This window comes from Paeniglutamicibacter sulfureus (genome assembly GCF_030512175.1).
Classification (GTDB): domain Bacteria; phylum Actinomycetota; class Actinomycetes; order Actinomycetales; family Micrococcaceae; genus Paeniglutamicibacter; species Paeniglutamicibacter sulfureus.
Map to the genome: position 1 here is coordinate 1,092,510 of NZ_JAULBL010000001.1, position 11,826 is coordinate 1,104,335.

The window sequence follows — 11,826 nt, forward strand, 5'->3', positions numbered from 1 at the left end:
CCCGACGGCGTCTGTCACATTGGACGAGGAACCCTTAGATGCTGCCCGTGGCCATGTCGATGTCCAGGCGCGGCAGGCGGTCGAACCAAGCGTTTTCGCCGGGGGTGCCCACGTTGACGATCAGGAAGGCGTGGTTGGCGGTTTCGGCGTTGACGACGGTGTCCACGCCGGCGGCGTTAAAGCCACCCATGGGTCCGGCATGCAGGCCGGCAGCACGGACGGCCATGATGAAGTAGCCTGCCTGCATCCAGGCGTTGTTCTTGGCGATCTCGGCACGCATGGCGGCATCGTCCTCAAACATTGCCTTCCGCTCCGCCGCGTGGGGGAAGAAGACGGGGAACTGCTCGTGCCAGTTGGCATCGTAGCTCAACACAGCCAGCGCCGGGGCGGCCAGGGACTTGGGTCGGTTCGCTTCCATCATCTGGGCAACAACTGCCTCGCGGGCCTCTGCACTCTTGACCCAAGTGATGCGCAACGGCTGGTTGTTCATCATCGTCGGACCCATTTTGGTGAGCTCGTAGATGGCTTCCAGGGTCTGGTCGGAGACGGCGTCGTCGGAGAAGGTGTTGGCAGTTCGCGCTTGAAGGAAAAGCTTGTCAGCGGTATCTGCATCGATCGACAGCTGTTCGTACACGGTCGCGGCGGTTTCAACGCTCATGTGGGGGTGTGCTCCTTGCGGTTCAGCGGTAGTTTCCTACTAAAGCAGAACCACCACTGTTGACCGCCACATTCCACCGGCATCCGTGATTCACGTCACCCGGAATGGCCAAGGGTTCGAGAACGGGACACTTTCGTGGTTAAACATCAGCACGCCTGACGACGCCGATGGTAGCTACTCTTGGGGTAGTAGCGACCGGGAACCATGGTTATCAAATGCTCCTTGGGGGAAAGCATTTGACGCGGTTCCCGATGCGGACCAACTTGGGGGCTTGGTCTGCGGGGCTGGCGTCGTCTGGCGTGCTGGAAATGAGTTCTCGAAGCGCCACTCGCAAAACGCTCTTCGTACTCATCAATCGGCTATACGGCCGATGTAGTACCTACTGTATCCAGCGTGGCAACCACAGCACATTAGACTTTTGACCATACTTAGTGAGGAAACCTCACTATAAATCTTGGACCTCGGGTAGTTCCTCGGGCACCTGGTGGGCTCCATCTAGAATCTTGGCGGGCAGCTCGGCCCGAACCACCCAGTCACCTCGGACGCCCTGGGCCGACAGAGTCCCGCCGAAGGCTGCCATGCGGTCGGCCATGCCCACGATGCCGGAGCTATGACCACCATTGTCAAAACCCTGGTCGATCACCCGACCAGGCAGCTTGTTGGCGACTTCAAGCCAAACCCTGTCACCGACAATGAGGGCCTCAATGCGGCACGGCGCATCACGCTCGGCATGTTTGACGATGTTCGTCGTGGATTCCTGCAACACCCGATATAACGCGGCTTGGGCCGACTGGGGCAGCCCGGCAAGCTTTGGGTCGGCCATGGTCTTGGTCGGGTGGCCGAGGTCAACCAATCGCTCGGCAAAGATCTCGACACCAATCAATATTTCCAGGCTGCTGGCCGCATTCCCCGCCTTGTCAACAATCGATCCGTCCAAACGCGTTGCCTGGCCGTCGGATCGAAGCACATTGAGCAGGACGCGCAGGTCCTGGAGCGCCTCCTTAGACGTAGCACCGATAACCTTGAGCGCGGCCTGGGCAACCGCCGGATCGCCGGAAAAACCTGCAGCCTTGGCTTGCATGGAAATCACGGTGATGTCGTGGGCGACGATATCGTGAAGGTCCCTCGCAATGGCCTTGCGCTCCGCTTCAACAGCTTCCCGTTGTTTGCGTCGTAATTCTTCAATGCGCTCCCTGTCGGCTTCGCGCTGTTCCTGGAATTTCCGGACGAATATGGCGATGAAGTAAGCCGCCGCAACCAAAGGAATGATGATGATCAAGAAGCCCACGTCGTAGGATCTGACGACGATGATCAGGATCGGCCAAAGGCCCGTTATGCAGAGGTAGCGGAGCGAGAATTTGCGGGTCTCCGTCAGAGTAACCAAGCCGACGAGGAGGGGAATAATGAGGAGCGAGTACAAATATGCTCCGGTGAATGCTGCCAACGTCATTGCCACTATCGAAACGATGACCGCATATCGGGTACGCACCCACAGTAGTCCGAGCGCCAGAGCGAAGGTCGCATTAACAGCGACCGCTTTAGCAAAGGAGACAAACAGGGCAGGGTCAGTTTCGTTGAGAAGTGTCACAATGTCAGTGCCCAGCAGCAGTGCGACGAATCCACTGGCCACCAGAAGAATCTTCCTCCCAAGACTGGAGGAAGACTGCTCCTTGGCGGCGACAGTTATCGGAGAGTTCATTTCTCCATTCTCATCGAAATAAGGGCTCGCACAAATAAGCCCAGATCTTTAGGAGCTATGAACGGCAGCCGGCACCAAAGTATCGGCACAGCCAGTCATTGAAAGCCAGAGATGCGCCAGCGGTTTCAGCGACTGGCATTGAGCCACCTTGCGCCAGGGAACCCGGAACGGCAGCAGCCTGGGCAGGAATTGCAGCCGGCAGCAGCAAGGCGACGGACATGGTAACAGCAGCGAAGATACGAGTTTTACGATTCATGTTGCCCATTCTCGCACCTATTTCAGTAAGTCAACAGCTACATTCCCGAAAACTTTTGTTGCTCACCTGCAAGTCCCACAATTCCACTCAGGGTCATTAGACTCGTAGTTGTGACCGACATCCAAGTTCTTGTGGTAGATAACGAACCACTCATGCGCCAAGCACTCAAAATCATTCTCGACGCAGCGCCAGGATTTCATTGGCTTGGAGAGGCAACAAACGGCATTGAGGCCGTGAATTTTTGTGCGGGCAACAGCCCGGACGTGATCCTCATGGACATGCAGATGCCGCGTATGGACGGTGTTGAGGCCACAGAAATTATCATCACGAATTACCCGGACATCGGCGTACTCGCCATAACCGCATTCTCCTCGGAAGAATACCTGGTCCCGGCTCTACGCGCCGGTGCTGCAGGATATCTGGTCAAGGACGCCGAGCCCATGGAAATCCTCGGCGCGATTCAGGCAGTGCACGACGGAAGCGCCGCCATTTCGGCATCGCTATCGCAGGATCTCATTCGCGCGGTTCGCGATGCTCACGGCATCAAACCAAGTAGTACGAGCAGACAAAGCCCCATGCCTTTGTCTGAGCGGGAACTAGAAGTCCTACAGTTGCTGGCTCGCGGCCGAAACAATCCAGAGATGGCTGCCGAGTTGCACATTTCCGAAGCCACCGTCAAAGCGCATCTAAGCCGTGTCATGGCAAAATTCGGTGTCCGGGACAGGGTCCAGACCTTGATCCGGGCTGCACAATTCGGACTTGTCGAGCTGCACATGGATTAGACAAGGGCCTACGGTTGTTGCTCGGCAGATGTTGTCACGCCAACCCGGCGTCCTTGCCTCCAACGGATCGGGACGGGCACCGGTTTTGCACGATGAATAGGTGCCCATCCGGCCACCGGCGTCAGGCAGCGGGACCGGGCACATATAAAACTTGTACATTTTACTAATATGATCCCCATTTCATGGATTAGCATTCATTTGCAAATTAGGTGGCAATAACCACCTTTCTTGCTAGGGTCCCCCCTGCATCGCCTAGGCTCGAAAAATGACAACTGAACTGACGAAGGCGCGCGCCCAGCCACGCGTACACCGATGGGTTTTCTGGCCCGCGGCCATCATCATCATTGTTTTTGCCACGTTTGCCATGACCATGCCAAGCACTGCCGAGGCACTCTTCGCGTCCGTCCAGTCGCAGATCATCGGCTACTTCAATTGGTACTACGTCCTTATTGCCACGGGATTTGTGGTGTTCAGCCTGTGGCTGGGATTCGGCAAATTTGGCGAAATCAAGCTCGGCAAGGACGAAGACGAACCGGAGTTCTCCCTCGGTTCGTGGTTCTCGCTGCTCTTCGCCGCCGGCATGGGCATCGGCCTGGTCTTCTATGGCGTCTCCGAGCCGCTGAGCCACTTTGCCTCTCCCAAGCCCGGCGCCTCGGGATCGCCTGGCGAGCTTGCCCAACAGGCGCAGGCGCAAACCTTCCTGCATTGGGGGGTGCATGCCTGGTCGATCTACGTAGTTATCGGGTTGGCCCTCGCCTACGCCATTCACCGCCGTGGCCGACCCATATCGATTCGGTGGACACTCGAGCCACTGCTGGGGCGCAAGGTCCATGGCGGACTTGGAAACCTCATCGACGTTGTTGCGTTGGTTGGCACGATCTTTGGTGTGGCGACCTCTTTGGGATTGGGCGTCTTGCAAATCAGTGCAGGACTGGAAAGCGCCGGACTGGTTCAGGCTTCCCAATTCATCGATCTCGTCATCATTGCAGTCGTCACCGCGTTGGTGCTCTTCTCCGTTCTTTCGGGCGTCGGCAAGGGCATGAAGTGGCTCTCGAACACCAACTTGATCCTGGCAGGCGTGATGGTCGTCTTCCTCTTGATTGTTGGCCCCACGCAATTCCTGCTCAGAAACTTCGTACAGTCCGTGGGCAATTACCTGCAGAACTTCCTTGCAATGTCGTTCAACGTCAGTGCCTTCACCGGGGCCGAGGGCGAGGTCTGGCAGGGCACTTGGACCACGTTCTACTGGGGCTGGTGGATTTCGTGGGCGCCGTTCGTGGGAATCTTCATTGCCCGGATTTCTCGCGGTCGCACGGTACGCCAATTCGTTGCAGGTGTCATTTTGGTTCCCACCATTGTCACGATGATGTGGTTCTCGGTCCTGGGTGGAATCGCCTTGCACGGACAGCTGGAGGGAACGGGCAACCTCATCGCCCCGGACCGCTCGATTGACACCGAGGGCGCCTTGTTTGCCATGCTCGACCAATTGCCTGCCGGCTCTGTACTAACGGTGGGTGCGATCATCATGATTGTCATCTTCTTCGTTACATCGGCTGACTCGGGCGCGCTGGTCATGGGCATGATTGCCACCGGCGGGGACGTGGAGCCCAAGAACTGGATCCGAATCTTCTTCACGCTGGCAACTTCGATCCTGGCCGCTTCCCTCTTGCTCTCGGGCGGCCTTGAGGCACTCAAGACAGCGGCGATCATCATTGCCCTGCCGTTCAGCATCGTCCTGATCTTGATCTGTTGGTCGACGTATCGGGCATTTTCACGTGAAGTGAAGGTATATGAAAAGGCACGGCGCATGGCGTTCGTCGACCACATCGGCGATTTCTATGGTCTGGAAGTCGAAGCCCCGAACCAGGATTCGCAGTTGATCAATCTCCAGAACTTCACTGCACGGCTGCGGCGGTCAGTTCCGCTGGCACGCCGAGGCCATGTGCCGGCGGCTTCGGGCAGGGTTCGCTTGGAAGCTGACAACCATCGAGACGCACCGGAAACCGAAGGCAGCGACTCCGGCCAGCCACCGCAGGCCACGAGCTAGCCGAATCTACATCGCAAAATCGAGGTGTTGGGTTACCGTCATGTACGGGAACCCAACACCTCGAATGCGTTTCGATCAATGTTGCCTGCTGGCGTCGACAAATAGGTGCCGGACTCCACGGCGGTGTTTTGCTGCCCGGTTGGCCGGCACCGATTCGGATCCAAGTCGTGGAAGACAACGATGTGCGGCACCATCCGCGTTCCGCATGTGGTGATCAGTCGGAACTTGTTGCCGGGCTGGACGATCAATGGTCCACGTTGTATCCGTCAGCCCCGAAGCGCAGGCGAATGGCACGGTAGCCCAGGCCCACGGCGAACATCGCCAGTCCACCGACGACGGCGCTGGGTGGCAGCGTGGCAACAAACACGGCGCACCCAATGGCACCCGCGACTCCCAACCACGCGGGGCTCAGGCGCTCGTCCCGCGGCTGTTTGAACGCCGCGATGTTGGCGATTAGGTAGTAGACGAGCACTCCGAACGACGAGAACCCGATGGCGGTCCGCAGGTCGAAGAACATGATCAGCAAAACCACTGCCACGCCAACCGTCAGCTCGGCGCGATGCGGCGTTGAAAAGCGCGGGTGGATGGCGGCCAAGGGATGGGGAAGATCGCGTTCCCGTGCCATGGCCATGGCCGTGCGTCCAATGCCTGCAATCAAAGCAAGAAGCGCCCCAAGGGATGCAAGGGCCGCGGCTATTTGCACCAGCGGCAAGGCCCATGAATCCCCCAGCGCGGTGACCAAAGGCTTGGCGCTTTGGGCAATACCTCCGGCACCCAGAACATTCAGGAGCACCACGGCGACCACCGCATAGAGAACTACGACGATGCCCAGGCCAATCCCGATGGCACGGGGAATGCTCTTGGTCGGGTTTCGTACTTCTTCGCCCAGGGTCGCGATGCGTGCATATCCAGCGAAGGCAAAGAACAGTAGCCCGGCCCCCTGCAAGATACCCAGAGCGCTGGCATTCTCCCCTGCCGCGTGGGCCGGCGGCGCATGGGTGCCGGTAAGGATCACGACCAGAACCACGGCAAGGAGCGCCAATACCGCGATGACGATGATGCGTGCTGCGGCCGCTGTTCGTGTAACTCCCAGATAGTTGACGCCGACCAGCAACGCCACCGCCAGAACAGCGACGGGCTTCACCCAGGCTTCGGGAACCGTGTAAGTTGCGAAGGTCAGTGCCATTGCCGCTGCCGAAGCCGTCTTGCCGACCACGAAGCCCCATCCGGCGATAAAGCCCGGCCACGGGCCAAGCACCTCACGCCCATAAGCATAAGTACCTCCGGACGTCGGGTACCGAGCCGCGAGTTGGGCGCTGGAGCGTGCATTTGCATACGCCAACGCGGCCGCCAAAAACAGGGACACCAGAAGTGCGGAACCGGCCGCGGACGCCGCAGGTGTGAACGCGGAAAAAATTCCGGCGCCAATCATGGCACCCAAACCGATCATCACTGCCGCCTGGGTACCCAATTGACGTTTGAGGCCAGGGCCCACTTCTTCTCCGCTCAAGCTTCGCATTCCCAACAAGTACTACATTGAGATTAACGTTTGGTGGCGCACCAACATCGAGGGACGCGCCCTCAGTCGCCTTTTCACTTCGCGCATGCGCTCCCACGCCATAACCCCACGGATCGACATTGGTCTGGGAACGACCTTTGCAGGTTCGCCTAAGCTCAAAGAGGATTGCTGGATACGCGCAAGAATCGGGGACTCGCATGACACTGGGACATTTCGCAGTCATTGATACGGAAACCACGGGACTTTTCCCGGGAAACCACGACCGCATCGCAGAAATTGCCGTCATTACCATGGACCGTTCGGGAGCGGTACTGGATCGATGGGAAACGTTGATCAATCCAGAGCGTGACTTAGGCAAGCAATCGATCCATGGCATCCGGGCAAAGGACATCCTCGACGCGCCACGCTTCAGTGACGTCGCTGACGAACTTGATTGGCGCCTATCCGGAACCATTGTTGTTGCGCATAATCTCGGATTCGACGCGCGTTTCCTCAGGGCCGAATTTCATCGTGCGGGACTCGAACTTCCCGATTTCTATTTACCACGCGGTTTGTGCACCATGCAGATGGCGCACGAGTATCTGCCTGGGGCGGGGCGCTCCCTGCAGGACTGCTGTGATTCATTCAGCATCGAGCTGCGGCATGCTCACAGCGCCGGGGATGACGCCGAGGCAGCGGCCGTCCTTCTATCCCGATATATGGAGCTCGATCCCGATCTGGGAGACTGGGACTTTCTCCTGACGGAGGCGGCGGAAACATCCTGGCGACAAACACCGCTTACGCCCCTTCGCGAACCCGCGCACCGATCATCGGCGGGTTCTTTGGAACCGCACTTTGTTGACCGGATTGTGGTGCGGCTGCCAGAAATATCCGGACCAGCGGAACACCATGAGTATCTGGCACTACTTGACCGCGCACTGCTTGACCGGTATCTCTCCGCTCACGAAAAGTCCGCACTCGTTGCCACCGCCGATGATCTGGGAATCGGCCAAACCACCGTTCGGGAACTGCACGGGAAGTATTTCGCTTCGGTGTCAGCTGTCGCTTGGGCAGATGGTTCGCTCACCGGAGATGAACTAAACGAACTGACAACCATCGCGGGGCTGCTCGGCATCTCTGCCCAACAGCTCGAGGCCGCTTCCCAAGCAACACAGGAAACGGTCCCGCCGGTCCCTGATACGACTGCTTTGACCTCCTCGTTCCTGGTACCTGGCGATCTCGTCGTACTGACCGGGGACATGAGCAGGCCGCGCAATGCCATCGAAGCCGAGTTGGAAGAAGCCGGCTTCACGCCTCACGGGGCTGTGACAAAAAAGGTCAAGCTTCTCGTGGCCGCCGATCCGGACAGCCTCTCGGGCAAAGCGCGAAAAGCCAGATCCTACGGCATCCCGGTGGTCGGGGAGGATTACCTGTGGAACCGTCTCCTTAGATCGCCGGGCAACTGACGTCTCTTCAGAATTTTTTGACAACGGTACAATCGATCTCGGCTCACTAGTATGCTCAAGTCATCAGCGGCGGCGCCGGGGTTGTAGACGCTGCCAAGAGGACCAAACTGTGCGGAAAAAGATGTCTCCCAAAGATCCGAAATCAGCCAACAAGGTCGAATCGCCACCACGCGGCGCAGCCGATCCTTCCGTCGTAAGCATCGATGAGCTTCGAATTCGCCGCGAACTACCTCGCGTCCTCCCCGCTTTCGATCAATGGTGCTCGGAACGTCGATTCGATATCCGCGGTTCGGATCTCCGCGCGAAAATCGTTGCTTTTCTGGAGCACTATGCGCGCGTAAACAGCAGTCGCGAAATCACCTTCCTGAATCTCCCGGCCTTCGCTGCGACGCTCGATGACCTGATGTTTGGCAAGAAAACCAACGACTTCCTGGAAACGACACACGTCCTGGGGGCCTACCTTGAGTTTCTAGGCACCACGGGAACATGGAGTGGCACCCATGAGGAATTTCAACGCCTCGAATCTTTTTTCAAATGCTTCGATTTTCCCCGGTTCGAGCCGGAATATTCCGCCATTCCCGAACTTCAAAGCGTGATGATCAGTGTTCCGAAACTTTCCCACGAAGAAGTCCATGAAGGGATCGCGGCGTTGGCCCTGACCCGCCGGTTGCTGTCGTTTTTGCGTTGGTTCGGCACGAAGCGCGAAATCACTAGCTCGAAGATCTTGAACCGCAAACATGTACAAGAGGCGGCCGCCGCACTCGAAGTACCAGCCGTTTACGACGGCTCGCCGACACCCGTCGGCGGACCGTCGAAGAACGGTCCGGTCCGGTTCAAGTCCGCCAAGAATGTGGCTCGCCTGAACTTGTACTGGGATGCGTCGGTGGCTGCCGGACTCGTGGAATTGAGCGCCACCCGCGCCTACCCAAGCAAGAAGGCCATCGGCTTGCTTGAAGATCCCTCCGCCAATCTCATCAACGTGGTCCGTAGCGTGGCGCAGCAAATGTACCGTGCAGTGTCGGTGGAGGTAGAAGGACTCCGCCGAGTTCCGGAGATGGGTTACCTAACCCGTTATTTCTTGCTGGAGGCGGCCGTCGAGCCGATCAGCGTCGAAGTCCTCAAGCACCCGGTCCGGGGCTTGAGCGACTTCGATCCGCGCGGAACCCCGGACACCATTGAAGTAGCTTGGCATTACCTGGAACGGTTGCATGCGGAAGGACTCGTGACCATCAACGCACGGCTTTCCATCCCGCCGGTCTTGTGCAAGCCGCTGGTCCTGGAACTCGCGGATGCTTCCGAGGTCGCGTACACGTTCTTGGATCCCAACGACGAGGTTCCCAGCTTCACCGGTCGTCCGTTGTTGTGAACCTAGCGACTCCGGGAACGAATACTCGAATATTTAGGGACTCGGCTGGCGGCCCCGTTGTCCGGCGTTCCCCGTGATATCTTCTCCTACTTCGACGCGTTGAGTGGAGCACCCGCATACGCGGGATGCGGCGCCTACTGGATGAGAGGGGTTCCCAGCGTTTCCCCGTTGACGCTGCGCACCATCCACAGGCCAGCAACGTTGTCCGTCAGCGATACGGATCCATTGAGAATGCTGTCGAATTGGTTTCCGGCGAGCGCGGAAAGGGTGTAGCGGATGATCGTTCCGTGGCACACCACCGCAACGTTCTTCTCCGGGAAGTCCGCGGCGATCAGCTCGATGGCGGCAAGGCCGCGAGCCACCACTGAGTCCAAGTTCTCTATTCCGCCGCCGACCTTGTTGGGCCAGAGCTTCTCCCATTCACCGTCCTGCATGCCTTCGGCCTGACCGTAATCTCGCTCAATGAGTTCGTCGTAGCTGCGTCCCAACTCTATCCCCAGACCACTTGCAATGATTTCCGCAGTTTCGCGCGCCCGGGACAGCGGGGAACTGACAATCGCATCCCAGGAGCCTGCGCCAAGCACCGCCACGGCGTCGCGGGCCTGCTGGCGTCCGACCTCGTTGAGAGGGATGTCGCTGGAACCCTGCAGGCGGCCTTCGGCGTTCCAATCGGTTTGCCCATGGCGAATGAATCCTAGTTTCATGTCTCCATTCTCGCGCTTCCGCGCCCCGACTGCCTACCACCGACACTCGTCGGGGAAGTTCAGCTGCCAATGCAGATGCGTAAATTCAGTGGCTTCGTCTTTCCCGGCCCCCTGTCCAAAGGAAGTGCTTCCATGCGATCCTCTAAGGGTTGAGGGGTGGGACATATGGCAGTTCATCGGCTGGAGGCCGCGCTTGCTGCATTCGAGGATCCGGCGGCCAAGGCCCGATCGCTTATGCCGCTGCATCGGGCGTGGTCCAACACGGAGATCATCCCCGCACCGGTGCGTCCAGTGGTGGCCCGCTCCTGGCAGCGACAGTTGCTGAAGAACCCGGCCATCCGGCCGCTGGGCACCGAGGACATCGTCGACCGCAGGGAACGTGCAGCCGTGCTTTCCGGCTTGGTTCCCCTGCTTGAGGACCGCTTGTTGCAACTTGCCGCCGATGCGGGCAACGAACTGGTCATCAGCGACGACGAGGGCTATGTCCTGTGGGTTGCCGGGCCGTCCCCCATTCGGCGGCGCAGTGAGGGCATCGGATTCATTGCCGGGGCGCGATGGCGGGAAACCGATGTCGGCACCAACGGGCTGGGCGCCGCCATGGCCGAACGCACCGCGGTGCAGATCTTCGGCCCGGAACACGCCCGCGAGGAACAACATACCTGGGTGTGCACCAGTGCCCCGATCATCGAGGAACGCACCGGACAGGTGCTTGGCGCCATCACGCTCTCCGGGTCCTACCGCACCGCGCACCCGCATACCCTTGCGTTGGTCAGCGCCACGGCGCGGGAGGCCGCCGGCCTGCTGTCCGAACGGCACCACCGCGAGCTTCATCTGCTGGCTGCTTCGGTTCCGTCCCCGGTCGGACGCCATGTGCTGGTCGATGCGCAGGGCTGGGTGGCGCATTCGGCGGGCTTCGGTGTGGGGGACCGCCTGCGGCTGCCCGGCGCACTGTCCCCCGGCGGCGCCTGGCTGCCCGAGCTCGGGGCGGTCGTGGCCGAAGAGGTCCCCGGGGGTTGGCTGCTGCACGGCGTCAACCGCGCGTCGGACGTCCGGCTGGAACTCGCCCTTGCCCCGGTGCCGGTTGCCGTCGTTGTCCAGGACGGGCAACGAACCGAGATCCGCCTCAGCGAGCGGCACGGCGAGATCCTGGCGCTGCTGGTGGCCAACCCGGCCGGCCTGGACGCCCACGGCCTCATGGAGCGGCTTCCCGGCATCACCACCACCGTCACGGTGCGCGCCGAGCTCTCCCGGCTGCGCACCAGACTCGGCGGGCTGATCGAATCCCGGCCCTACCGCCTGGGCCTGCCGGCGGCCTTCCGCCCCTGAGGCGGAGCGGGCGTTGCAACCTCT

Annotated in this window: 10 protein-coding genes; 5 read left to right on the forward strand and 5 right to left on the reverse strand. The window is 59.7% G+C overall.

Annotation, left to right across the window (positions count from 1 at the left end):
* Positions 1 to 34 precede the first annotated feature (34 nt).
* From Q2T94_RS04820 to Q2T94_RS04830, 3 genes are all read right to left on the reverse strand, one after another.
* Positions 35 to 658 carry a malonic semialdehyde reductase gene (locus Q2T94_RS04820; protein ID WP_302263076.1) on the reverse strand — a complete coding sequence of 208 codons (624 nt, stop codon included), beginning with the start codon at positions 656 to 658 and terminating at the stop codon, positions 35 to 37.
* Between the two features lie 445 nt (positions 659 to 1,103).
* A complete protein-coding gene (locus tag Q2T94_RS04825) occupies positions 1,104 to 2,357 on the reverse strand; it encodes a sensor histidine kinase (RefSeq protein WP_302263077.1) in 1,254 nt (417 codons plus the stop codon).
* Between the two features lie 55 nt (positions 2,358 to 2,412).
* Positions 2,413 to 2,622: a hypothetical protein gene (locus Q2T94_RS04830; protein WP_302263078.1), complete on the reverse strand. Its 210-nt coding sequence runs from the start codon at positions 2,620 to 2,622 to the stop codon at positions 2,413 to 2,415.
* Positions 2,623 to 2,723: 101 nt separating this feature from the next.
* Here Q2T94_RS04830 and Q2T94_RS04835 point away from each other — a divergent pair, with 101 nt between their 5' ends.
* Both Q2T94_RS04835 and Q2T94_RS04840 read left to right on the forward strand, forming a co-directional pair.
* Complete coding sequence (locus tag Q2T94_RS04835; RefSeq protein WP_264269921.1) at positions 2,724 to 3,395, forward strand: response regulator; 672 nt, start codon at positions 2,724 to 2,726, stop codon at positions 3,393 to 3,395.
* 265 nt (positions 3,396 to 3,660) lie between these two features.
* Positions 3,661 to 5,442: a BCCT family transporter gene (locus Q2T94_RS04840; protein ID WP_302263079.1), complete on the forward strand. Its 1,782-nt coding sequence runs from the start codon at positions 3,661 to 3,663 to the stop codon at positions 5,440 to 5,442.
* A 244-nt stretch (positions 5,443 to 5,686) separates the two neighbouring features.
* Here the strand turns inward: Q2T94_RS04840 and Q2T94_RS04845 are convergent, their stop codons facing one another.
* Positions 5,687 to 6,961 (reverse strand): APC family permease, encoded by a 1,275-nt coding sequence (locus Q2T94_RS04845; RefSeq protein ID WP_302263080.1) that lies wholly within the window; start codon positions 6,959 to 6,961, stop codon positions 5,687 to 5,689.
* Between the two features lie 197 nt (positions 6,962 to 7,158).
* On the opposite strand from Q2T94_RS04845, the gene Q2T94_RS04850 reads away from it, so the two are divergent.
* Both Q2T94_RS04850 and Q2T94_RS04855 read left to right on the forward strand, forming a co-directional pair.
* Positions 7,159 to 8,406: an exonuclease domain-containing protein gene (locus Q2T94_RS04850; RefSeq protein ID WP_264269919.1), complete on the forward strand. Its 1,248-nt coding sequence runs from the start codon at positions 7,159 to 7,161 to the stop codon at positions 8,404 to 8,406.
* 109 nt (positions 8,407 to 8,515) lie between these two features.
* Positions 8,516 to 9,772, forward strand: a complete 1,257-nt coding sequence (locus Q2T94_RS04855) for a hypothetical protein (protein WP_302263081.1) — start codon at positions 8,516 to 8,518, stop codon at positions 9,770 to 9,772.
* A 134-nt stretch (positions 9,773 to 9,906) separates the two neighbouring features.
* On the opposite strand, the gene Q2T94_RS04860 is transcribed toward Q2T94_RS04855, so the two are convergent.
* Positions 9,907 to 10,476 (reverse strand): histidine phosphatase family protein, encoded by a 570-nt coding sequence (locus Q2T94_RS04860; RefSeq protein ID WP_302263082.1) that lies wholly within the window; start codon positions 10,474 to 10,476, stop codon positions 9,907 to 9,909.
* Positions 10,477 to 10,641: 165 nt separating this feature from the next.
* Here Q2T94_RS04860 and Q2T94_RS04865 point away from each other — a divergent pair, with 165 nt between their 5' ends.
* Positions 10,642 to 11,802, forward strand: a complete 1,161-nt coding sequence (locus tag Q2T94_RS04865) for a GAF domain-containing protein (protein ID WP_302263083.1) — start codon at positions 10,642 to 10,644, stop codon at positions 11,800 to 11,802.
* The last annotated feature ends 24 nt before the right edge of the window (positions 11,803 to 11,826 follow it).